Origin of the sequence: Enterococcus sp. AZ141, assembly GCF_051714385.1 — a bacterium.
In the GTDB taxonomy this organism is placed as follows: Bacteria; Bacillota; Bacilli; order Lactobacillales; family Enterococcaceae; genus Enterococcus_D; species Enterococcus_D entomosocium.
Map to the genome: position 1 here is coordinate 2,091,125 of NZ_JBIORT010000001.1, position 22,905 is coordinate 2,114,029.

A 22,905-nucleotide genomic window follows, 5' to 3' on the forward strand; every position below is an offset into this window, starting at 1 on the left:
ACATGAAGTATGTATTAAAACAATTAACAACGTATTTTAAAGAACATAAGGTGCGCTATACCTTCGTATTCGTCTTTATGGTGATTGCTAGTGCGATGTATGTCGCACCAATCTATATCTTGCGCTTATTCATTGATGCGCTGATCCAAGATAATTTTGATTATTCGGTACTGGTCCAATACGTGACCCTCTTTGCCGGAGCTATCTTGTTAGGATATCTGGCCGAATTTGTTTGGACGTTTAATTTATTTATTGGTTCCTACGATTTGCAAAAACAATTACGGGAACAATTGATGAGCCACTTTCTTAAAATGGGGGCGCCGTTTTACCATCGTTTCCGAACAGGCGATTTAATGACTCGTTCCAGTGACGATGTCCAAGTGATGGGGATGACCGTTGGGTATGGACTGATGGTTTTCTTAAATACTAGTTTGTATCTAAGTTTTATCGTGGCGATGATGGCTGGGACGGTTTCTTGGCTATTGACCTTGATTGCCTTGATTCCAATGCCGCTTTTAGCCTATTACATTTTCAAATGGGGCTCACAAGTCGATAAGGCGTTTACGGAAGCGCAGAATTCTGTTTCTGAGATGAATAGTGAAGTGTTGGAGATCATTGATGGCATTCGGGTCGTCCGAGCTTATGGACTAGAAGGAGCTACCACTGAACAGTTTCAAAAGAAAACACTGGAAACAAGAGCAAAAAACAATATCGTTTCTGAGATCGATTCCCGTTTCGGGCCGCTGATTACCATCATCTTAGCGATCAGTTTTGTGATGAGCTTTGGTGTCGGGGCGTTTCTTGTTGCCAACCAAACAATCACCATCGGTGCGATGGTCTCTTTCCAAGTGTACTTGACAATGGTCGTTTGGCCGATGATCTCAGCAGGAGATCTTGTGAATGTGATGCAACAAGGTGCCGCATCCTGGCGTCGGATCAATGAAGTGCTGCAGACGGGTGATGAATTAGAAACTCCTGGTGAAGCCGACCTGCAAGCCATCAATACGATCCGTTTTGAAGCATACCATTTCCAATACCCACAAGCAGCTCGTTATGTGTTAGAAGGACTGGATTTGACGATCACTCGTGGAGAAGTCTTAGGGATCGTTGGGAAGACCGGTAGCGGAAAAACGACGCTGCTAAGACAATTCGGTCACCGCTATCCATACTCTGATCAAGTACCCTTGATTAACGAGCAGCCGTTGACGACCTATCAAACAACAGCAGTGCGCAACCACTTTGCAGAAGTGCCGCAAGAACATACCTTGTTTTCACGAACAATTCGCGAGAACTTGCTATTCGGACAGCCAGATGCTTCCGAAGAAGTGTTGTGGGAAGCACTGGAAGCCGCTTGCTTTAGTGAAGACATCAAGCGGATGCCAGAAGGGCTCGAAACGGTCGTCGGTGAGAAAGGCGTTTCCCTGTCTGGTGGACAAAAACAACGCTTGTCCTTAGCACGGGCGTTTTTACGAAACAGTGAAGTCCTCTTACTGGATGATGCCCTTTCGGCAGTTGATGCCAAAACGGAACAAGCCATCATCACGAATTTGAAAACGATGAAGCAGGCACCGACCTCCATCATCGTGACCCATCGATTGTCCGCCATCACCGAAGCGGATCAAATCATCGTCTTAGAAGACGGACGGATCACACAGCGTGGTACCCATCAGGAGTTGATCGAAACGCCAGGCTGGTACCAAGAACAGTATTACCATCAACAGTTAAAGGAGGACGATACAAGTGTTCTCAACGATTAAGCGTTTGCTCACGTATTTGAGCTATTATAAAAAACAATTTACCGTGGGCGCAATCTTGCTGTTGTTGGCAGCAGCGCTCGAACTGACTTCACCACTGATTGCCAAACAGCTGATCGACCGAGTGATGACACCGGCGGTTGACAGCAGAAACCTAAACACGATGCTTTTGATCCAATTACTCGCTGGGTATTTGCTGGTCAATTTGATTGGTTCTCTCTTTCGTTATATCAGCTTGCTGCAATTGCGAAAAATGTCCAACAGTATTGTCAAAAAAATGCGGGATCAGCTTTTTGACCATATGCACAAATTACCGGTTTCTTACTTTGACCAGATTCCAGCCGGCAAGGTCGTCGCACGGATCACGAATGACACCGAAGTCTTGCGGTCTAATTTCTACGTGATCGTGATCAGTAATTTGTTAAGCAACATTATCCAAATCATTGGTGCGTTTATTGCATTATTTCTTTTGAACCGCACCTTAGGAGCAGCGATGCTGATCCTGATCCCGATTTTAGGAATCTGGCAGCATTTTTACACCAAATATGCCTCTCGTTACAATTTAGCAATGCGGGAATACATCTCACAAATCAGTGGGCAGTTAAATGAATTTGTCCAAGGAATGGCGATAATCCAAGCCTTCCAACGAGAAAAGCAGTTGCAGAAAGAATTTAATGAAACAGTAGAGAAATGGTTCAAAACTGGACGTAAATACCTCTTACTCGATTCAAGTATCGCTTGGGGATTAGGCAATTTGTTGCGAAACTCAACGATCTTGCTTTTGATCACGACCTTGGCCGCCTTTTTCCTTGATGGCCGCTTGGCGATCTCAGCAGGCTTGCTGTATGCCTTTATTGATTACATCAACCGCCTGTATGATCCCATCGAAGGGCTTGTCCAAACCATCACCAATGTGCAGCAATCATTGGCTGCCGGACAGCGGGTCTTTGAGTTTGCTGATCAGCCGGTTGAAAAACAACAAAGTGAGCAGCTGACTGTCACGAATGGCGATGTTTCTTTCCAACAGGTGACCTTTGGCTACGATCCTGAGCAAGCGATCTTGCACGATATCAACTTTGACGTTGCCGCAGGAGAGACCATTGCTCTAGTCGGTCATACTGGTTCTGGAAAATCGAGTATTTTGAACCTGTTGTTCCGTTTTTATGATCCGCAGCACGGAAAAATCGTTGTGGATGGACAAGTGATCGCTGATTTTGATCGTCATAGTTTAAGAGATTCAATGGCGATCGTCATGCAAGATCCCTATCTATTTACTGGAACGATCGCCAGCAACATCGGAATGAACGATCCAACGATCACCGAAGCGATGATTATCGATGCCTTGAAACAAGTCGGCGCTGACTACCTTTTGAGCCGCTACGAAAAAGGCATCCATCATCCAGTCGTTGAAAAAGGCAATGAGTTTTCTAGTGGAGAACGCCAGCTGATCAGTTTTGCCCGTGCATTAGTGTTTGATCCGAAAATCTTGATTCTGGATGAAGCGACGAGCCATGTGGACACTGAAACAGAATCCATCATTCAAAAGGCGATGACCATCTTGCAAAAAGGACGGACGACCTTTATGATCGCTCACCGTTTGTCAACGATCAAACAAGCAGATCAAATCTTGGTCTTGGATCAAGGGAAGATCGTGGAACGGGGAACCCATTCGAGTCTTGTCCAAGGGCAAGGAATCTATCAGCAAATGTATCAAATGCAGGCAGAGCAGCTGTAATCAGCGGTGATTGCCGACAATGTTAACCGCAAAAGAAAATCCTTGAGCCTCCTGCATGGGAAGTGGCTCAAGGATTTTTTATATAATGCGAAGGAGCAGCCAATCATCTATGGGGAGTTGGAAGAGGAGGCCTTCGCTTATATATCACTAGGAAAAGCTGTAAGATGATGCCGTAATTTTGCTAAGAAACGCTCGCCGATCACTGATAACGGGCGATCGTTCTTTTTAATGAGGATGATCTCACCCTCGGACGCGTCGATCAAAGGAAGAAAAGCCAAGCCTTGGCGTTCTGGTTGGGCAACGATCCCCGAGCCGGTTCCATAAAGATCCGTCTGTTGTAATAGCTGGACCATCGTGCCTCGATCGCTGACATGCACCACTTGAGGGCTTTGAGCGAAGTCGATCAAATCTTCTGAGAAGAACGAATAGCGTTCATCTTCTTGCAAAAAGCGTACTTGTGGATAAGGGGCGAGATCTCTTAAGGAAAGCTGCCTTTTTTCTGTCAAGGGATGAGCTGCTCGCAAAAAGACATGGGGGCGAAACCGTCCCAACGCCTCGAAGGACAATTGGGCGCCTTGCAGCAGTCGTTCCAATCCTGCTTGGTTTTGCTCATTCAAATAAAGGATCCCAAATTCACTTCGATATTGTTGCACGTCCGTGATCACCTTTAAGGTCGTGGTTTCTAATAAGCGAAACTGGCGGCAGTCGGGAAATTCCTGCAGCAGCTCACTGAAAATTCCAGCCGTGAAATCATAGTGCTGGCTTGCGATAGCGAAGGTTTGACTCGCTGCTTGCTTGCTGGAAAAACGCGTTTGCAGCTGCGCCACTTGACTCAAGATCGGCTGGGCATGGTCTAGAAATTCCGAGCCTTCGGCAGTCAAGCGGGCGCCTTGATTCGTACGCTCGAAAAGCTGGACCTCCAATTCTGTTTCCAAGTCTTTCACGGCTTGGGAAAGACTTGGCTGCGAAAGATACAGCCGTTTGGCTGCTTCACGAAAACTTCCATGGTCAGCGATCGCTTGCACGATGCGCATTTGTTGAATATTCAATTTTTGACCTCCTTTACAAAGATTCAGACGGGGAATGGTCCACTAATCAATAGTAGTCATGTCTTTTCCTTCTATAGTAATAGAAGCTTCTTTAAAAAATACGACGACAGTTGCTGCCTATTGCTACTTGTGAAGCGGTCATTGCAATTCTTCAGGAATAAACCAATAACCCGTTTGATTTTCTTCTGCCAGCAGTTCTTTAAAGGCTTCAGAATGATAAGCTGCCACCACTGCCTGTGCCCAGTCACTATCTTTGTTGGCTTTTTTTACCGTTGCCACCAGTTCATACTCTTGCAAAATGTCTTCACTTAATAAGCTTTCCTCTGCAGCGATTCCAGCACTGTAAACGATGCTGCCGGGAATCACAGCATAGTCTAAATCTGCTAAGCTGCGGGGGATTTGCGCAGAATCCATCTCAACGATATCCAAGTCATAAGGATTGTCAGTAATGGTTCTTAACGTCGCGTCAATGGGCGCCACTTCCGGGTCAAGTTCGATCCAGCCGGCTTTTTGCAGCAGCAACAGGGCACGGGCACTATTTGACGGATCATTGGGGATCCCGATGGTATCGTTTGCTTCAATCGCTGCTAAATTGTCCTTTCTGCCAGGATACAAGCCGGCTGGAACGGTAGGAATCGGTGTGATACCGACCAAATCGGCACCCGTGTTTTCATTAAAGTTCTCTAAATAGGCGGTATGCTGATCCACGTTTAAGTCGATTTCGCCATCGTTCAATGCAATGTCCGCTTCCAAGACCCCAGTAAAGCCAATATCCGTCACAGTATAGCCAGCTTCTTCTAAAATCGGTTTGATTCCTTTGAGAAACAGTTCGCTGTAAGGCCCTGGTGTCGTCCCCAATCTGATTTCTGTCTGCTGTTCCTCGGCATTTCCCGTTACTTCTTCTTGATTGCCGCAGCCGGTAAATAAGACCAAGGACAACAGACCAATGCCCACACCCAATTGAATCCTTCGTTTCATAACTCTTCCTCCTTTTTTTATAAAAAAAACCTCCCCAAAGACAATTCTTTGGGAAGGACGATCATTTCGCGGTACCACCTTCGTTTGTTTTTTGCTGAAACAAAAAACCTCAGTCAGTTCATCAAATAAACTGCATTGCGCTATCGGGCTTTCTCCGTCGGGGATTGTTCGTCCACGAATGCTCAAAGGTCATTTTCGGATCGTCTTCCTTACTCGTTTCCACCAGTTCCGAGTTCTCTTGAAAGAAAGGGGGGATCGTACTCTTCTTCTCACTGCATGTGTATGAAATTAGTAGTATCTTAGAACAAGATGAGAAAGTTGTCAATTGCTTTCGTGATAGGTGATTCCAATCACTACGCAGGTAGTAGGGGAACAAATGGACAAGGGCAAGAATAGACCTAAAAAGCAGGAAAAGCAGATGAATGGTCGAAATCGCTTGGTTGGGTTAGAATCGAAACACAAAACAAAAAAAGAGGCGAGCAAATGAAATTACTTTTGATTGGTCATACCGGCACACTTGGGCAGCTTTTAGTTGAAGGCTTTCAGCAGCTACCAGAGGTGGAGCTGATCACGGCTAGCCGTAGCAGCGGCGATCATCAAGTCGAAATTGCGGATGCAGACAGTGTCAGCCAGCTATTTGCAGCTACTGGGAAAGTGGATGCCATTGTTTCCGCTGCGGGAAGCACAGTGTTTAAACCCTTTGAGGAATTGACGCCAGCAGATATTCAACAGTCGGTGGCTTCGAAGCTGCAAGGACAAGTCAACCTTGCGTTGATTGGCCAGCATTTTCTCAATGAAGGTGGCAGTATCACGCTGACTTCTGGAATTATCAAAGACGAATTTATCCCTATGGGCACGCCTTCAGCACTGGTCAACGGCGGTTTAGAAGCCTTCGTGGCATCGGCAGCTTTTGAGATCGGTCAGGGGATACGAATCAATGCAGTCAGTCCCAATGCGCTTGTGGGCTCTTGGGAAACCTTCGCCGATTCTTTCAAAGGCTTTATTCCCGTTGGTGACGCACCCGTTTTTGCAGCGTATCAAAAAGCAGTCTTTGGAATCATGACTGGCAAGACCTTCACCGTTTATTAAGAAAAAGCAGAAGTAGAAAAAAACCGCCAAATCAAAGCTGACTTGGCGGTTTTTGTTCTGCTGAAAAAGAAGTAGCAAGCAGTTAAGAAGAGAGCAATTGGGTTTTCAGCTTGGGCATTTCTGCTTTGAGTTGTTGGCGAGCAAAAGCCAAGTCATTGATCCAAGAAGCAATCGCTTCTTTTTCTAAGAACAGAGGCATTCGATCATGGACTGGTTCAACAGAATCGTTCGCGGCAGTCGTTAGAATGATTGATTCGGTTTCGATCTGATCCTCTTTTTGAAGGATGCGATAAAAACCAGCAGCATAAATCACGTGATCTTGCGAAAAGAGGAACTTTTCCTTTTCATGATTCCATTCATAGAAACCAGACATCGGAAAGACACAGCGATGCTCTTGGAAAGGCTGGCGAAAAGTCGGTTTTTCTTCAACAGTCTCAGAACGCGCATTGATCATCAAATGCCCTTTTTTAAAGCCGGTAAAGCCCCATCTTGTCACACCGGCTACAACTTGTTGTTGTTGATTTGCACCGATGGTTACGACGTGATTGGAGGGGAAAACATCATTGATAGCGACAGTCTGTTGGCGCTTGCGGGCTTTCGCCGCGGCTTCTTGATAATATTCTGACAATTCGCCAGTTGATGGATCAAATAAGTATCGGCCGCACATGGACGGGTCACTCCTTTTTTTGGATTGGCTGCTGCCTTTGTTTCAGTATAAAGATTCAAGGCGTCAAAACCAACTAACTTGCTTCACAGCGTGATTCGACAAGGAAAGGATAGGGACGGTTATGTAAAAAGTTAGTACCGCGAAAAGAGTTGAAAGAAATCAGATAACAAAAAAAGGCAGTCACCTACTGAGGTTGACAGCCTTTTTTATTCTAGTTGGTTAGCCAATTTTTTTAACTCTCCCGCCGATTTTATTTGCGAAACGTTCAGCATCTTCTCTGCAAGTATAGGTCAATGCAATTGTTTTGTCCCGTGTTCTTTTTCCTTCGGCGGTTAGATAACCATGAAAGATTTTAATCGCATACAATCGATAAACACCTCCTTATCCTTCGTAATAATAACAAATTTACCGCTTACATTCAAGAGATATAGTAAAACTTTATTTTTTGTTAGTTATTTTATTAAGAAATTGTTCAAACGCTTAAGAAAAGATTGAGGGGTAAAGGGAGGTGTGGAATAGACCAATGCGCATTTGAAAGGAAAGACGAAGGAACCTAGATGTATAAATTTACTGCTACTTGCTTTCCAGCATAGAAGGACAAAAAATGAAAGCGATTTTGTTTTGAAATTTAAACAAATAGACCAATCGAGGAATAGCTAAGATAGGTGTCAAAAGTAGAGAAGAGAATCTATTTTCGATTTTGCGTGTTATTGAGACATTTTCCCCTCAAAAAATGGTTTGTAGAAAGAAACGATGATTCAAGCGCTGCATAAGCACGAAGATTGTTGTTTATTGTGCCGACAAGTTGCTGGTTTGGGGATTAAAAAAATAAAAGTTGTTCTTAAAACACCAGTCTGACAAAAATATCTTTTGTGAGAAGCTCAACGGGGGCTTAACGATCGTGCGAAAAAATTTAAGGAAGCGATTGACAAGTTTTTTTTGAAGTGCTATGATACCGATGTAATTAGATAACGGTTACAGAAGTGCTGTGACCAAGAGGCGTGTTACTGTAAGAAGGCAAACCTCATATTCCACCAAGGGTGGAGTATGAGGTTTTTTAGTGTTTTTAAGGTGGAGGAAATCATGAAAATAAAGAAGTTTTTAAATAATAATGTTGTCTTACTAATGAAAGGCAGCAATGAAATTATCGGATTTTCTACAGGCATCAGCTTCAATAAGAAGGTAGGAGATGATGTAGAAGAACAAGATTTTGAAAAGATTTTTGTATTGGATACTCACGCAATGTTGGAACATTTTAGCTATCAATTAGGAAAGTGCGATCCGAAATACGTAGCGATCGTTGCTAAAATCGTGGCTTATGCCAAACAGAATTATCGCTTAGCAGTCAGCGACTATATTTATTTGACTTTGCTGGATCATATTGATTTCACTGTTCATCGTATCAAGCAGCAAATGACTTTTCATAGTCCTTTGCAATGGGATATTCGGCGATTTTATCCCGATGAATATGCCATTGGGGTGTATGCTGTCCAACTTATGGAGCAAGAACTAACGATCGATGTACCAACAGAAGAAGCGATCTCCATCGCATTGCATTTTGTAAATGTCCAATCACAAAAGAAGGATATGGCGGTTACCAATCAAATCGCGAAATTTATAGAAGACGTACTGACGATCGTAAAGTATGAGTACAAACAAAATTTTGATGAGAATAGTTTTCATTATTCTCGCTTTGTCACGCATCTGCACTATTTTGCACAAAATGTGATCAATCATACACTTCCCAGCTATGAAGCGTCGACGCTCTATGCACAAATTGAGAAGATGTATCCGCAAGCGTTTCACTGTGTGGAAAAAATCAAGGTTTATATCAAAAATACGTATGATATCAACATCTCAGAAAATGAAGAAATTTATCTATCACTCCATATCCAGAAATTGACGGAACAAGGAGAAAGGGAGAAAAACAATGGACTATAAACAACTAGCCAATGAAATTTATGAAAATGTCGGCGGTGGTAAAAATATCCAGCACGTGACCCACTGTGCAACAAGACTGCGTTTCACGCTGGCCGACGACAAAAAAGCTGACAGTGAAGCAATCAAACAGTTAAAAGGAGTGACTGGACTCGTTCAGGGAAATGGTCAATACCAAGTGATTATTGGGCCAGATGTATCGAGTGTATACGCTCAACTACCGACGACAGAAACGACGGCTGATCAAAGCAGTAGCGATCAATCGATCATCTCACGACTCCTTGACTTTATCGCAGGCTGTTTTACACCGATGATTGCAATCATAGCAGCTGGAGGAATGCTGCAAGTGGTCCTTTCACTATTGGAGTTATCAGGAATTTTAGCTGCAACTGACGATACGTATCTCGTATTGTATCAAGTATCGCAAGCAGCCTTCTTTTTCATTCCCGTTTATTTAGGAAATTCTGTGGCCAAACGATTGAAAATTGATCCTTTCTTAGGAAGCTACGTCGGAGCGATTTTTGTGATGCCAGGATTGACGGCCCTTCTTAGCCAAGAAGGAGGAATCACATTGTTTGGATTGCTCGTACCGAATGTGAGCTACAATGCCTCCGTTTTGCCAGTCTTATTAAGTGTCTGGGTTATGTCTTATGTCTATCGGTTCGCCGATCGGATTTTACCGAACAGTGTCAAATTTATTCTACGTCCATTGATCGCCATCATCGTGATCACACCGCTGGCTCTATTGCTAATCGGACCATTAGGTGTGACGATCGGCAACTATGTGTCACAGTTTTTGAACTACTTAACAAACAATTTTGGTCCGTTAGCCGTCTTGTTTATGGGTGCCTTTGCTCAATTGCTAGTAATGACGGGCATGCACACGACGCTGACCCCTATTTTATTAACTTCTTTGGCAACGTACGGGTATGATGATTTGATCGTCCCTGGTATGCTGCTTGGATTGGCTGCCGAAGCAGCGATTTGTTTAGCGGCTGGAATCAAAGCTAAGGATACGGAATTTAAACAAGTGAGTTTTTCATCGGCAATTACTGCCTTGATGGGTGTGTCTGAACCTGCTTTGTACGGAGTAACATTACGTCTGAAAAAACCGATTGTCGGAATGATCCTTGGGGGTGCTGCTGGGGGACTTTATTTTGGTTTGATGAAAATCAATACGCCAGTAGTCATTGCTTCATTTGTGGCGCTTCCATCATACAGCAGTGTGTTTCATGCGCTGATCGGCTCGTTGATTACTTTTGCGATTGCCTTTGCTTACACCTGGGTCATGGTCAAAGATGCAGATTTTCCTAATAATAATCAGCCGCAAGCAGTCAAATCTGGAGCGCAAGATGTGACAGCCAAAGCAACTGATGTTTCTTCTGAAACGAAGAAAGAACAATCAGCGATTGAAAAAATTGTATTATCACCTTTAAAAGGAACTGCCGTTCCATTGACAGAAACCAATGATCAGGCGTTTGCTTCATTGGCATTAGGTAAAGGAATTGCTGTTAAGCCACAAGATCAACAGGTGATTGCCCCATTTACGGGACAGGTTTCTGCCGTTTTTCCAGGAAATCATGCGATTGGACTTACCAGTACCGAGGGGATTGAACTACTGATCCACATCGGTATTGATACGGTGAATATGCAAGGAAGTGCCTTTGAACGACTAGTCAATGAAGGTGATCAAATCACTATGGGAGAAACATTATTGCACTTTGATGCAGAAAAAATCGCTCAGGCAGGGTATGAAGATACCGTTATGATCACTGTTACCAATACGGCAGACTTCTTAGATGTTGTGGCACTTGCCCAACAGCAAGAAATTAAAGCTGGCGATCAGTTATTAGCCATTTTTTAACCATTAGAAAGAAGAAAGGATGACAGCAATGAGTTTCCCAAAACATTTTTTATGGGGCGGCGCTTCGGCGGCAAACCAATATGAAGGCGGCTATAATGAGGGCGGAAAAGGGCTCGCTTGTGCTGACTTGATCAGCGGTGGCAGCCATACGACTTCTCGGAAAATCACAGCAAAAATTGAAGAAGAGTTGTTGTATCCAAGCCACGAAGCAACTGATTTTTATCATCATTATCAAGAAGATATTGCATTGTTTGCAGAAGCTGGATTTAAAGCTTTCCGCATGTCTATCAACTGGACCCGGATTTTTCCCAAGGGCAACGACGCTGAACCGAATGAAGAAGGCCTGGCCTTTTATGATCGCGTGTTTGACGAGTGTCGGAAGTACGGGATTGAACCAATTGTAACCATTGCTCATTTTGATGTTCCCGCATATTTGAGCCAAGAATACAATGGTTGGGCGAGTCGTGACGTGATCGACTTTTATGCGAGATATGCGGCGGTGTTGTTTGAACGCTATCACGAAAAAGTAAACTATTGGATCACTTTTAATGAAATCAACACGGCCACCTTAAGTATCGGAAACTTTTTATCACTGGGACTGCAAGTTGGTGAATCTGAATTTATCAATCAGCCGGATAATCTACAGCAACGCTACCAAGCCCTACATCATCAATTTGTTGCCAGTGCAAAGGTTGTCGCTTACGGACATGAACACTATCCAGATTTGAAAATCGGCTGTATGATTTCTTATATGCCACGCTATCCTTATACTAGCCATCCAAATGATGTACTACTAGCCAAACAAGAAGAAAATATGCACTCGAAATTTTGTGGCGATGTGCAGGTCGCAGGAAAATATCCTTATTATGCAAAGAAATATTTTGCTGATCATGGCTTTGCAATCGAGTTTGCACCAGAAGATCAAGCGATCCTAGCTAAGGGAACAGTGGATTACTACACGTTTAGTTACTATCTAACACTTTGTGTCTCTGCAGATGAGAAAGTTACCAAAAATGGACACAGTATGATTGGCGGCTCTGGCGTAAATAATCCTTATCTAGAGCAGACGGAATGGAATGCGATGATTGATCCAGTAGGATTGAGAATTGCGTTGAATGATATTTATGATCGCTACCAGCTGCCATTGATGATCGTGGAAAATGGGATCGGGGTTTCAGAAACTGTTGCTGAAGATGGACAGATTCATGATGATTACCGTATCGATTATTTAGAAAAGCATATTGCTGAAATGGAGAAAGCCATCGATGATGGTGTCGATTTGATTGGTTACACGATTTGGAGTGCCGTTGATATTGTCAGTGCTTCTACAGGAGAAATGAAAAAACGGTATGGCATCATTTTTGTGGATAAATATGACGACGGGACAGGGACTTTAGATAGAAAGAAAAAAGACAGTTTCTATTGGTATCAAAAAGTGATTGAACGAAACTGCTTATGATTAAATACTTCAGTACTTGCGGTGTACAAGTGCTGGAGTTTTTTTGCGTATCAATTTCAGCGCGTACAAAACAAAAACCACGCGTAAAACACGCGTGGTCCATATCAGGGGTTCATGTTAGTTGCCCCAATAAACAAATCGTCCATCAAATACGGTGGCTTCAACGGTCGTTTGAAGCAATTCTTCGGCAGTTAAAGGCAAGATGTTTTGTGACAAAATACAAAGATCGGCTAAACAGCCAACTTCTAATTGACCGATATCTTGCCGACTCAAGGCTTTGGCGGCGCCTGCGGTGTGGGCATAGAGGGCATCGGCGATGGTGATTTTTTCCTGTGGCATCAATCCGCCTGCTGGCTGGCCATTTTTTTCTTGCCGAGCAACCGCATAATACAGCGAGTCTAAAGGGGTCACGTCGATCACGACCGGCGTATCAGTCCCAAAAGCCAAGGTGGCACCTTGCTCTAGAAAGGATTGAAAAGGAAACATTTGACTGGCACGCTGAGGTCCTACTTCTTCATCGAGGGTCTCATAACCGACTAATAGATGGCTAGGCTGTACGGAGAGTACTAGTTGTTCTTGGCGAACTAGTGGCAAATCGGCGGCATCCATCACTTCCAAGTGTTCCAAGGTATTGGCTTTGCCTTTAGAAAGCGGGTGAGCAGCAGCACTTTCTTGATAAAAGAGGAGTGCTTGTCGAATCGCTTCATCACCGATGGTATGGATGCGCATCGGCCAGTCTTGCTGGTTAGCTTGTAATATAAAGCGGCGCATCCGTTGAACATCGATCAACGGCATCCCGACATCACCGGCAAAATACGGTGTTTCATATTCCGCTTTTAAAAAAGCCGTGTGCGTACTCGTCACGCCGTCAAAAAATTGTTTGACGCCGCCCATCTGTACTTTTTCGGAGCGATACGTACGGTAAGTTTCTTTTAGTTGCGTGATGTCTTCTCGCATGGCTGGATAAAAGACAGCGCGCAGGGTCGCTTCTGCTTCCGTTTGTCGATAAAGAGTGGGATAGACTAGATCGTCCCAGCTTTCTCCTGTCAAGGCAACATCGCCGATCGTCGTGATGCCGTATTGATTGAGCTGTTTCATATAGGTCAGAAAAGCAGCAGGGCTTTGCGCTTGGAATGACTGTAAGACCTTTGCTAAATAATGTATGGCGATCGCTTCTAAAAAGCAGCCGCTTAATTGTCCGCTGTTTTCGTCAAGCAATGCCTCCCCGCTGATCCCCGTTGGCAAGTTCTCAGGTGTGATCCCTAAAGCAGCGATCCCTTGGCTATTCAACCAAATGCTGTGGGCATCACCGGAAATCAGCATGACAGGCGTGTCGGCACAATAGTTGTCGATCGAATCTTTCGTCGGGTAGACTTGCTGACCGAAATCACTGCTGAACCAGCCGATGCCGATTTTCCATCCATGGGTGATGGGCAGCGCGGGCACTTGCTGGGCAACGGCTTCTTCTGTCACTCCCGTAAGATGGGTCAGTGCCCCTTGATGGAGTAATGCGGAAAGATAAAAATGAACATGAGCATCAATAAAGCCCGGGATGATCATTTGTTCTTTGAGATCAATGACCTGGGTGTCTTCAGCAAGTGTTGGCAGCGCTGAAAGAGGACCCACAGCCGTGATTTTCTGGTCTTCTATCAGGAGAAAGCCCGCAAAAGTCGTTTTCGTTTTGGTATCAAAGATGTGTTCAGATTTTAGTAATAGTGACAATTATAATCCCAACTTCCATTCAAGGAAAAGGTCGTTGTAAAGCTCAACCGCTTCTTTTCCTAAGTATTCATAATGTTCCATTTGTTCCATCGCACTTGGCTCAGGGTAGAAAGCTTTGTCAGCAGTCAGTTCAGCCGGCAGCATGGCTTTGGCCGTTTCACTCGGCGTGGCATAGCCTACGTATTCGGCATTTTGTGCGGCATTTTCTGGGCGGAGCATAAAATTGATGAAGGCGTAGGCTCCTTCAAGATTACCAACGGTTTTCGGAATCGCAAAATTGTCCGTCCAAATCGCACCGCCGTCATTGGGAACGATATAGGTGACGGCAGGATTTTCCGCCATCACATAAGCGGCATCGCCCGAATACCCGATTCCTAAAGGGGCATCGTTGTTGATCATCAAGGTTTTGATCTCGTCGGTCAAAACTGCTTTGACATTGGGACGGATACTTTCAAGCTTCTTCAAGGCTTTGGCGACTTTGGTCGGGTCTTTTTCATTTTGGGAAAGACCGAGCGGCTGTAACGCGATTCCTAAGGTTTCACGAGCACCATCCACCATCAATACATCATTTTTAAATGCAGGGTTCCATAAATCCCCCCAGCCATGGATCGAAGAAACATCGACTTCTTCAGTATTTGCCATGATCCCGATCGTGCCCCAAAAATAGGGGATCGAGTAGGTATTGTCCGGATCAAAGGTTTGGTCCATCAAAAAAGGCGACAGATCTTCCGTTCCCGTCAATTTCTGATGATCTAAAGGCACTAACAGTCCTTCTTCGATCATTTTCGGAATGATCGATTCGCTAGGGAAAACCAAATCATAGCGTGAGCCGCCTTGTTTGATTTTTGTTTCCATCGCTTCGTTGGAGTCAAATGTATTATAAATCACTGAGTAACCAGTCTCAGTTTCGAATGTTTTGATCAATTCGGGGTCAATATATTCGCCCCAATTGTAAATAATCACTGTATTTTTGTCGGACGACGTTGCTGCCCCCGATTCTTTCGTTAACACCGAAGCACCGAAAAACAGCAATGCGGTGATGCCGATCACACCGCCAAAAAATACCCACAACCTTTTCAATTCATCAATTCCTTCTTTCTTTACAATTTCGTATTTCTTGAGTAGCGTAATTGATTTTTAAAGAAAAGGCAATAAAAAAATGAAGAAAAAATAAACCCGTTTCTTTCAAGGCTTAGCAGGAGGAATGGCCAGGTGGCTGCGGCAGTTTCCAAACATATCATTTGTCAAATTTCTTCCTTTTGCCTAAGCTAGGGAAGTGAGAAATCAAGGGATGGAAAAACAGGAACCTCTCTTTGATGAAGAATGAATGTAAGGAGTGAAGCATCAATGGAAACACGTGCTGTCGTTATTGAAGCCTATGGTGGAAAAGACCAATTAAAAGAAGCAACGGTCCAATTACCAGAATTAAAAGCAAATCAATTATTAGTCAAAGTTGCCGCAACATCCATCAACCCAATCGATTGGAAATTAAGAGAAGGCTATTTGAAACAAATGTTTCCATGGGACTTCCCAATTATTTTAGGCTGGGATGTCGCAGGGGATATCGTAGAAATAGGCGCTGACGTGACAGAATTCAAAGTTGGTGATGCAATCTATGCCCGCCCTGAAACGACTCGTTTTGGGACGTATGCTGATTATGCCATCGTGGATGCTGAGTTAGCAGCGATTAAACCAGAAAACCAAAACTACGCAGAAGCAGCTGCAGTGCCATTAGCTGGTTTGACTGCTTACCAAGCGTTGTTTGAACACGGTCGTTTAAAAGAAGGGGAAAAAGTCTTGATCCATGCCGGAGCAGGCGGAGTTGGTACCTATGCGATCCAACTGGCCAAAGCAGTTGGCGCTTACGTCATCACGACGGCTAGTCCACGTAACCATGAGTTATTGCAAAAACTTGGTGCCGATGAGATCATCGATTACCACACGACAGATTTTGAAGAAGTCTTGCAAGACATCGATTTGGTCTTTGATACGATGGGGGGCGACACCCAGAAGAAAAGTTTCACTGTCTTAAAACCTAAGGGCCGTCTGATCTCGATTTTGAGTATTGAAGACGAAGACTTGGCAAAAGAAAAAGACATCTTCGCCAATGCAGTTTGGTTACGAACCAACGGCAAACAATTGGCAGAATTGACAGAGCTGATCGAAGCAGAAAAAGTCAACAGTGTCATCGGTGCAACCTTCCCATTGACGGCACAAGGAATTTACGATGCCCACGCATTGAGTGAGACACATCATGCGGTCGGCAAGATCGTTATTGAAAATCAAGACAATTTCATCAGCCAAGACGCAGAATAAAGGAGGCTGAACCGATGCGCTTATGGCATGAAGCACTGATACCTGCTTTGCCTCGGCAGCAGCTGTTAGGCCAGCATCGTGAAACAGCAGCCTTACGGGGGTTAGGCTGGGGCAAGAAGCACGCAACCGTCGATTACGTTTTTACTCATCCACCCTATAAATTGTTTCAATACCATCAGTTAGTGCTGGATGAAATGACCCGTCGAGGCTATCGGCCAGCACCTGAATGGTACGATCCGGCGTATCGTGGCAAAAATCTGCCGCTGGAATCATCCGTTCAAGCCGTCCCTTTGACTACGCCGATCTATCCAGAACATGATGAAGCATACTTGGAAGAATGCTTAGTGAATCTCCATCGTAAGGGGATCTATCTTTAAAGACCAAACACTTTCCTGAATTTTTGTTCGGGAAAGTGTTTTTTTCGCTTTAAAATCGTTAACTTACAAAAAGTAAGCATATTGTTCGCAACTTTTTTTGTTCCTTGTTATAGTGAGAACAGAGAATCAGTAATGAGAAATGAGGAAAAGAAAATGACCATCAATCACAGAAATCTTGAATTTGGGTTAGATACTTTTGGCGATCTAGCCTTTGATGATACAACGAAAGAACGAATCAGTTACAGCGAATCGTTGCGCAATATCGTAGCAGAAGGAAAATTAGCCGATGAAGTCGGCATCGATGTCATTGCCTTAGGGGAGCACCATCGGGAAGAATATTCGATCTCAAGTCCTGATACGGTACTAGCGGCTTTAGCAATGGTTACCAAAACCATCAAATTAGGTACCGGTGTAACCGTCTTGAGTTCGGATGATCCTGTGCGGGTCTACGAACGGTTCGCGACCGTTGATGCGTTGTCGAACGGTCGCGCACAAATCATGCTGGGACGAGGATCTTTTACTGAATCATTCCCTCTATTCGGCTATGACTTGCAAGATTATGAAGAACTATTTGAAGAAAAAACAGCAATGTTCAGTGAATTGAGAAAAGGCAAACCATTAACTTGGGAAGGCAAGTTTACGCAATCCTTAAAAAATGCCGACGTTTTTCCAAAAATTGAGGGGCATCAACTAGATACCTATGTGGGTGTCGGTGGAACCCCTGAATCGATCATTCGTGCCGTCCGTTATGGGTTTCCTGTTATGTTAGCGATCATCGGTGGCGAACCCGCTCGTTTTGCGCCCTATGTTGACCTATATAAAAAGGCAGCGCAGCAACTAGGGCAACCGATTTTACCAATCGGCATGCACTCCCATGGTGTGATCGCCGACACCGATGAAGAAGCCTATGAAATCGGCTGGAACTACATCAAAAAGAGCATGGACAAAATCGGTCTTGATCGCGGCTGGCCAGCCATGAGCAAAGAGCGCTTTGACTTTGAAGTCGAACATGGATCTTACTATGTAGGCAGTCCAGAAACCGTGGCGCAAAAAATCGCCCGTATGATGCCGCAAGTCGGTGTAGAACGCTTTGATCTGGTTTACGGTACTGGCGGACAGCTGCAAAAAGACCGTTTCAAAACGATTGAATTGTATGGAACCAAAGTGATTCCACGGGTGAAAGAATTGTTGGCAGCAGGTGATAGCAATGCCTAAAACCATCGGTATTTTAGGCGCAGGCAAGTTAGGCTTAGCACTCGCAAATCTTGGTGCCAAGGCGGGCTATCGGGTCTTGATCGCCAGTACGAAGCCAGCAGAAAAAATCGCCTTGTCCGTTTCTGTGTTGGCTCCGGGAGCGATCGCAAAAAATGCCGCTGAAGTGATGACAGAAGCCCAAACGATCATTTTGGCAATCCCATTGAGTAAGTACCAACAGCTGCCGGCAGAAGCATTGGCTGGCAAGCTAGTGATCGATGCCATGAATTATTGGTGGGAAGTCGATGGCAAAGAAACAGAATACTCATCCATCGAGCAGACTTCTTCGGAACGTGTGCAACGCTATTTTTCCCAAAGTAAAGTAGTCAAAGGATTCAATCATATGGGGTACCACGATATCCAGGAGGAATCCTTGCTGACGAGAACGGCTGTTCAAGGAACTGCCAAAAAAGCCATCGCCATTGCTGGTGATGACCAAACCGCCCTCGATCAGACAGACGAAATCGTTGACGCTTTCGGCTTTGATCCCTTTCCTATCGGTGCTTTAGCTAATGGCATCATGTTGGAACCCGGCAGTCCTTTCTTTGGTGCCAATCAAACCAAAGAGGGATTGACGGCATTGATGAAGGAGTTTTGGAGCAGTGAGAAAGGGCAAGCGTTTCTGGCGCGTCCTTCCGCTGTGAGTAACAAGCAGCAGGCTTCGCAGTAAAAGAGCCGCCTCCATGTACGACTGGATACGATAAAAACAACCCTCTTCTCAAAAAAGAAGAGGGTTTTTCCCATCCAGTCAAATCAGCACGTGGTCGCTAAAAAATACAATGTGATTGTTACGATTGTGATTCGTAAGCAGTGGTTGTTACGTTTACGTCTCTGCCAGACGTTCCATAGTGTACATATCAGCCTGTACCTGCTTTGTGCTCGCCTTTGACACCCACCCATATTGATTAAAGATCGACCAGCCAGTTGGTTTGTTGGATCTTTCCATCTAATTCTCGCAGCTGCTTGGCGGTCGCATTCAATTGCTCCGTTAGCGTTTTTGTATCGATCGTACGCACCAGTCGAATTTCGTTGCGACCTATTCGGGGAGCTGCTTTGGTTTCATCCAGTGCTTGCGTTAGCAGTGCATGCTTGCGGCGCAGCTGTTCTCGCTGTTCTAGTGCTTCCATCAGCAATAACGCACTATCTGCTAAAGAGGCAGTCGCATTTTTCCGATTGATGGCAACGACTAATTCTGAATATTGTTGATTGATCTCATCGTATTCCTTGAACAATTCTGTGATACTACGATCCAAGGTATCGCCTTCTTGGACTAACACACTGCTAGAGATCTCGTTACGTAATTGAAACAGACGATTGTTCAAATCCCGTCTTAAAAGTAACGCTTCTGCTAATTTCATTTTGGCACACTCCTTTTTACAAATGAGAACAGCTTATCTAGTTCTTATCCTAGAGAAGAACGTGATGAAAGGCAAGCAAGATGCAAAAAAAGGTCTGCCAGAAAAATCATAAAAAACTGAATATTCGCAATTCTTGTTGACTTCCAAAAACACCAATAGTATACTTTATAACAATCATGAAATAGACAAAAAAACGTCATTTACCTGTTTTTTAGATAAAAAGAAAGACGATGAAGAGAAGAGTAGCTTTGGAATCTGTTAGAAGAGAACCCGGATGGTGAGAAAGGGCAGCAGAAAAAAAGTGAAGATGAGCTCTGAGTGATCTGATTTGTTCACGCAAATCAGACGGAAAGCAGCCGTTATCGTGCCAAGTATCTTAGCGTACTGTTGAGGTGCCATTTGTGAGGATGGTGCGAAAAAGGGTGGTAACACGAAAATCTCGTCCCTTTGTTTGTCAAAATTGATAAGCAAAGGGATGAGGTTTTTTCTTTTTATCGATGAATGCGTTTTTTGCCGTCATGAAAAACACTTGCGTTGGTTGCGCAATCACATAGGAGGAAGAATGGAAATGATCTGGAAGAAGCGTTTATTGGTTGCAGCAGGAGTGATTGGGTTGACCCTTTCCGGCTGCACGACAACAGGAAATACCGAGGGATCAGAGGCTGAAACTAACGGAGCGCCGAATCAAGCGATTGCGGTGAGTCTACCGGCTGAGCTGACGACTCTCGATACGACTCAAACGACGGATAAAGCAACATTTACCATCGTTCAACATTTATTCGAAGGGCTTTACCGTTTCGATGAAAACAGTGAACCAGTTCCGGGCTTGGCAGAAGGAGTCGAAATCAGTGAAGATGGCAAAACCTATACCTTTACCTTGCGAGAGGATGCGAAGTGGAGCAATGGCGAAGCGATCACTTCAGCTGACTTTGCTTATGCGTGGAAAAAGTTAGTCGATCCAGCAACGATGGGACCTAACGCCTATTTGTTAGATAATGTAGTTAATAGTAAAGACATTCGTGAAGGCAATGCAGATATAGAAACGATTGGTCTGGAGACCCCAGATGACGCGACCTTTATCGTGCAGTTGGAGCAGCCACAGCCATCCTTTTTATCCTTGATTTCCATCGGCTGGTTGGCACCGCAAAACCAAGCCTTTGTTGAAGAAAAAGGTGATACCTATGCTCGTACAAGTGAAGATTTGCTGTATTCTGGTCCCTTTACCTTGACCGATTGGCAACAGACTGGGGATGAGTGGACATTGGTGAAAAATGACCAATACTATGATGCTGATGTCGTTCAATTGGAGGAGATCAAAGGCTCCACCATCAAAGAAGAAAATACTGGGATCCAATTGTTTGAAAGCGGCGACCTGGATTTGCAAAAAATCAGTGGGATCTACGTTCAACAATATGGAGACAATGAAGAGCTAGTTACGCAAAATGATGTTGCGAACTTTTTCTTAGACTTTAACAAAACGGCCAACGATGCCTTGGCAAATGTTCATGTGCGTAAAGCGATCGCGTTGGCGATCGACAAAGAAAGTCTCGTGGATAATGTGTTGAACGATGGAGCGAAAGTTTTAAACGGGCTGGTCCCCACCGGCTTAGCTACGAATCCAAATACTGGCGAAGATTTTCGAGCATATAGCGGTGATTACAACTTGTATGATTTAGAGGCGGCCAAGGAAGAGTGGGAAAAAGCCCAAGCGGAAATTGGCGAAAGTACGACGTTGCGTTTATTAGTGACAGATGATGACAATGGTCAAAAAATCGGGGAGTACTTGCAAAGCCAACTGCAAGAAAACTTGCCAGGCTTGTCGATCTCCATCAACAAACAGCCACGTGCCAGCTTGAATCAATCAAGAGCAAATAGTGATTACGAGCTTTCCGTTTCTGGCTGGATCGCTGGAAGTAGTGACATGGATATGTTCTTTATCTTATACAAAAATGGCGCTTCCTTTAACTACGGCGGCTATGTCAACGAAGAATATACGGCATTGACGGAAGATGCTCGCACCGTTCATGCCAATGACCCCGATCAATATTTTGAAGATTACAAAGCGGCAGAAGAAATTTTGTTGGAACAAGATGCTGCGCAAGTCCCTCTATACCAGAGTGCTTCAAATTATCTGATCAAATCAAATGTAAAAGACATCCAATTCCCAGCCTATGGCGCGCATTTCTTTTTCCGCACCGCCTATGTCAGTGAATAAGGAGAAAAATAGCTGAATGAAGAGCGCATGTTTATTCGATGAACATGCGCTTTTTGCAACAAAAAAAGCAGTTCAGAAAGCTGAACTGCTAAATGCGGAAGATGGGAGTTGAACCCACACGAGATAAACTCACACGCGCCTGAAGCGTGCGCGTCTGCCATTCCGCCACTTCCGCATAAGATAAAGATAATCCTTTCTAGGAAGAAATGCAAGTCCATTCTCACAAAAAGGAGCCCGCCAGCGGGGACTGGCGGGATAGGAGTAAAAATGAAAAAGTGTTAGGGTTGTTTGTTGGTATGCATTTATAATAGCGTGAAAATGTGAAAAAAATTGACGAATCAAACAGAATTCTGAGAAGAAATCGCCAAGAAAAAGTGAAACCATGTAAAACAGTCAGAAGACAAAAAGGAGCCCGCCAGCGGGGACTGACGGGATAGGAGTAAAAATGAAAAAGTGTTAGGGTTGTTTGTTGGTATGCATTTATAATAGCGTGAAAATGTGAAAAAAAATTGACGAATCAAACAGAATTCTGAGAAGAAATCGCCAAGAAAAAGTGAAACCATGTAAAACAGTCAGAAGACAAAAAGGAGCCCGCCAGCGGGGACTGGCGGGAAGGAGTAAAAATGAAAAAGTGTTAGGGTTGTTTGTTGGTATACAAGTATCATACCGAGAAAATATGAAGAATTTTCGAGCGAAATTCAGGAATTGCGTGAATCTTTTGACAAATTATGCCTTCTGTTTGAATTTTTTCTTAAAAGAGAATTGACAAAAGGCACAAGCTTTGATAATTTAAATGAAACAAAATGCAAACGCGATGAAAAAGAAAGTAGAATCAAGGAAGTTGTCTAGCAGAGAGTTCCAGTAGGTGGGAAGGAACGACAACGAATGATTTGAAAATGACTTTGGAGCGGATTTTCTGACTAATTAGGAAAATACGGGTGCCCCGTTAACAAGCGACAGTCTCCGAGTGTTTTCGGGTACTGAATGAGGTGAAGCCTGTGAAGGTTTTGCAGATTAAGGTGGTACCGCAGGTGATGCCCTTAGCTTTGGCTAAGGGCTTTTTTTGTGTCTGCACGGTCAGCTGTTTCAAGCGCAGGTTTTGTTAAAAAGGAGAAAGGTTGTTGGGAGGA

At 44.2% G+C, this 22,905-nt stretch carries 18 protein-coding genes, 1 tRNA gene and 2 other annotated features; of the genes, 11 read left to right on the forward strand and 8 right to left on the reverse strand.

From position 1 onward, the window contains the following. The first annotated feature begins 2 nt into the window (after positions 1-2). Together IGI89_RS09710 and IGI89_RS09715 are read left to right on the forward strand one after the other, a co-directional pair. Positions 3-1,757 (forward strand): ABC transporter ATP-binding protein, encoded by a 1,755-nt coding sequence (locus IGI89_RS09710; protein WP_005234510.1) that lies wholly within the window; start codon positions 3-5, stop codon positions 1,755-1,757. Continuing rightward, positions 1,741-3,489, forward strand: coding sequence for an ABC transporter ATP-binding protein (locus tag IGI89_RS09715; RefSeq protein ID WP_008379188.1), 1,749 nt, complete (start codon positions 1,741-1,743; stop codon positions 3,487-3,489). Before IGI89_RS09710 ends, IGI89_RS09715 begins: the two co-directional genes overlap by 17 nt. 137 nt (positions 3,490-3,626) lie before the next feature. Here the strand turns inward: IGI89_RS09715 and IGI89_RS09720 are convergent, their stop codons facing one another. Both IGI89_RS09720 and IGI89_RS09725 read right to left on the reverse strand, forming a co-directional pair. Next, complete coding sequence (locus IGI89_RS09720) at positions 3,627-4,538, reverse strand: LysR family transcriptional regulator (protein ID WP_438735588.1); 912 nt, start codon at positions 4,536-4,538, stop codon at positions 3,627-3,629. 138 nt (positions 4,539-4,676) lie between these two features. Then, positions 4,677-5,516 carry a MetQ/NlpA family ABC transporter substrate-binding protein gene (locus IGI89_RS09725; RefSeq protein ID WP_438735589.1) on the reverse strand — a complete coding sequence of 280 codons (840 nt, stop codon included), beginning with the start codon at positions 5,514-5,516 and terminating at the stop codon, positions 4,677-4,679. A 50-nt stretch (positions 5,517-5,566) separates the two neighbouring features. Then, positions 5,567-5,798, reverse strand: a binding site (T-box leader). Between the two features lie 201 nt (positions 5,799-5,999). Here IGI89_RS09725 and IGI89_RS09730 point away from each other — a divergent pair. Then, a complete protein-coding gene (locus tag IGI89_RS09730) occupies positions 6,000-6,605 on the forward strand; it encodes a short chain dehydrogenase (protein ID WP_016613677.1) in 606 nt (201 codons plus the stop codon). 82 nt (positions 6,606-6,687) lie between these two features. On the opposite strand, the gene IGI89_RS09735 is transcribed toward IGI89_RS09730, so the two are convergent. Both IGI89_RS09735 and IGI89_RS09740 read right to left on the reverse strand, forming a co-directional pair. Then, a complete protein-coding gene (locus IGI89_RS09735) occupies positions 6,688-7,272 on the reverse strand; it encodes an SOS response-associated peptidase (RefSeq protein WP_005234526.1) in 585 nt (194 codons plus the stop codon). Between the two features lie 219 nt (positions 7,273-7,491). Continuing rightward, entirely contained in the window at positions 7,492-7,638 is a 147-nt protein-coding gene (locus IGI89_RS09740; protein WP_005234527.1) for a hypothetical protein, read from the reverse strand. 717 nt (positions 7,639-8,355) lie between these two features. On the opposite strand from IGI89_RS09740, the gene IGI89_RS09745 reads away from it, so the two are divergent. Genes IGI89_RS09745 through IGI89_RS09755 form a run of 3 tightly spaced genes read left to right on the forward strand, consistent with a single transcriptional unit; the run spans position 8,356 to position 12,533 of the window. After that, the gene (locus IGI89_RS09745) at positions 8,356-9,213 is read left to right on the forward strand and encodes a PRD domain-containing protein (RefSeq protein WP_438735590.1); all 858 of its coding nucleotides are present in this window, start codon (positions 8,356-8,358) and stop codon (positions 9,211-9,213) included. Further along, positions 9,203-11,074 carry a beta-glucoside-specific PTS transporter subunit IIABC gene (locus IGI89_RS09750; RefSeq protein WP_086332605.1) on the forward strand — a complete coding sequence of 624 codons (1,872 nt, stop codon included), beginning with the start codon at positions 9,203-9,205 and terminating at the stop codon, positions 11,072-11,074. Before IGI89_RS09745 ends, IGI89_RS09750 begins: the two co-directional genes overlap by 11 nt. A 28-nt stretch (positions 11,075-11,102) precedes the next feature. After that, positions 11,103-12,533 carry a glycoside hydrolase family 1 protein gene (locus IGI89_RS09755; protein ID WP_438735591.1) on the forward strand — a complete coding sequence of 477 codons (1,431 nt, stop codon included), beginning with the start codon at positions 11,103-11,105 and terminating at the stop codon, positions 12,531-12,533. Positions 12,534-12,650: 117 nt separating this feature from the next. Here IGI89_RS09755 and IGI89_RS09760 read toward each other — a convergent pair whose 3' ends face one another. Together IGI89_RS09760 and IGI89_RS09765 are read right to left on the reverse strand one after the other, a co-directional pair. Next, positions 12,651-14,255, reverse strand: a complete 1,605-nt coding sequence (locus tag IGI89_RS09760; protein WP_086297649.1) for an amidohydrolase — start codon at positions 14,253-14,255, stop codon at positions 12,651-12,653. Beyond that, positions 14,256-15,335: an ABC transporter substrate-binding protein gene (locus tag IGI89_RS09765; RefSeq protein ID WP_438735592.1), complete on the reverse strand. Its 1,080-nt coding sequence runs from the start codon at positions 15,333-15,335 to the stop codon at positions 14,256-14,258. Positions 15,336-15,602: 267 nt separating this feature from the next. Here IGI89_RS09765 and IGI89_RS09770 point away from each other — a divergent pair, with 267 nt between their 5' ends. From IGI89_RS09770 to IGI89_RS09785, 4 genes are all read left to right on the forward strand, one after another. After that, positions 15,603-16,571 (forward strand): NADP-dependent oxidoreductase, encoded by a 969-nt coding sequence (locus IGI89_RS09770; RefSeq protein WP_438735593.1) that lies wholly within the window; start codon positions 15,603-15,605, stop codon positions 16,569-16,571. 14 nt (positions 16,572-16,585) lie between these two features. After that, positions 16,586-16,948 carry a TIGR02328 family protein gene (locus tag IGI89_RS09775; protein WP_218193358.1) on the forward strand — a complete coding sequence of 121 codons (363 nt, stop codon included), beginning with the start codon at positions 16,586-16,588 and terminating at the stop codon, positions 16,946-16,948. A gap of 153 nt (positions 16,949-17,101) precedes the next feature. Next, complete coding sequence (locus IGI89_RS09780; RefSeq protein ID WP_087627089.1) at positions 17,102-18,163, forward strand: LLM class flavin-dependent oxidoreductase; 1,062 nt, start codon at positions 17,102-17,104, stop codon at positions 18,161-18,163. After that, the gene (locus IGI89_RS09785; RefSeq protein ID WP_438735594.1) at positions 18,156-18,872 is read left to right on the forward strand and encodes an NADPH-dependent F420 reductase; all 717 of its coding nucleotides are present in this window, start codon (positions 18,156-18,158) and stop codon (positions 18,870-18,872) included. Before IGI89_RS09780 ends, IGI89_RS09785 begins: the two co-directional genes overlap by 8 nt. 235 nt (positions 18,873-19,107) lie before the next feature. Here IGI89_RS09785 and IGI89_RS09790 read toward each other — a convergent pair whose 3' ends face one another. Then, positions 19,108-19,560 (reverse strand): DIP1984 family protein, encoded by a 453-nt coding sequence (locus tag IGI89_RS09790; RefSeq protein ID WP_005234539.1) that lies wholly within the window; start codon positions 19,558-19,560, stop codon positions 19,108-19,110. A gap of 562 nt (positions 19,561-20,122) precedes the next feature. On the opposite strand from IGI89_RS09790, the gene IGI89_RS09795 reads away from it, so the two are divergent. Then, positions 20,123-21,775 carry a peptide ABC transporter substrate-binding protein gene (locus IGI89_RS09795; protein ID WP_086373195.1) on the forward strand — a complete coding sequence of 551 codons (1,653 nt, stop codon included), beginning with the start codon at positions 20,123-20,125 and terminating at the stop codon, positions 21,773-21,775. 93 nt (positions 21,776-21,868) lie between these two features. On the opposite strand, the gene IGI89_RS09800 is transcribed toward IGI89_RS09795, so the two are convergent. Further along, positions 21,869-21,950, reverse strand: a tRNA-Leu gene (locus IGI89_RS09800). Positions 21,951-22,580: 630 nt separating this feature from the next. Further along, positions 22,581-22,820: a binding site (T-box leader), on the forward strand. The last annotated feature ends 85 nt before the right edge of the window (positions 22,821-22,905 follow it).

Coding starts and splice junctions, on each gene's coding strand:
- IGI89_RS09710 (WP_005234510.1), top strand. CDS start 3: ATGAAGTATGTATTAAAACAATTAACAACGTATTTTAAAGAACATAAG.
- IGI89_RS09795 (WP_086373195.1), top strand. CDS start 20,123: ATGGAAATGATCTGGAAGAAGCGTTTATTGGTTGCAGCAGGAGTGATT.
- IGI89_RS09785 (WP_438735594.1), top strand. CDS start 18,156: ATGCCTAAAACCATCGGTATTTTAGGCGCAGGCAAGTTAGGCTTAGCA.
- IGI89_RS09750 (WP_086332605.1), top strand. CDS start 9,203: ATGGACTATAAACAACTAGCCAATGAAATTTATGAAAATGTCGGCGGT.
- IGI89_RS09770 (WP_438735593.1), top strand. CDS start 15,603: ATGGAAACACGTGCTGTCGTTATTGAAGCCTATGGTGGAAAAGACCAA.
- IGI89_RS09725 (WP_438735589.1), bottom strand. CDS start 5,516: ATGAAACGAAGGATTCAATTGGGTGTGGGCATTGGTCTGTTGTCCTTG.
- IGI89_RS09745 (WP_438735590.1), top strand. CDS start 8,356: ATGAAAATAAAGAAGTTTTTAAATAATAATGTTGTCTTACTAATGAAA.
- IGI89_RS09780 (WP_087627089.1), top strand. CDS start 17,102: ATGACCATCAATCACAGAAATCTTGAATTTGGGTTAGATACTTTTGGC.
- IGI89_RS09730 (WP_016613677.1), top strand. CDS start 6,000: ATGAAATTACTTTTGATTGGTCATACCGGCACACTTGGGCAGCTTTTA.
- IGI89_RS09735 (WP_005234526.1), bottom strand. CDS start 7,272: ATGTGCGGCCGATACTTATTTGATCCATCAACTGGCGAATTGTCAGAA.
- IGI89_RS09755 (WP_438735591.1), top strand. CDS start 11,103: ATGAGTTTCCCAAAACATTTTTTATGGGGCGGCGCTTCGGCGGCAAAC.
- IGI89_RS09790 (WP_005234539.1), bottom strand. CDS start 19,560: ATGAAATTAGCAGAAGCGTTACTTTTAAGACGGGATTTGAACAATCGT.
- IGI89_RS09775 (WP_218193358.1), top strand. CDS start 16,586: ATGCGCTTATGGCATGAAGCACTGATACCTGCTTTGCCTCGGCAGCAG.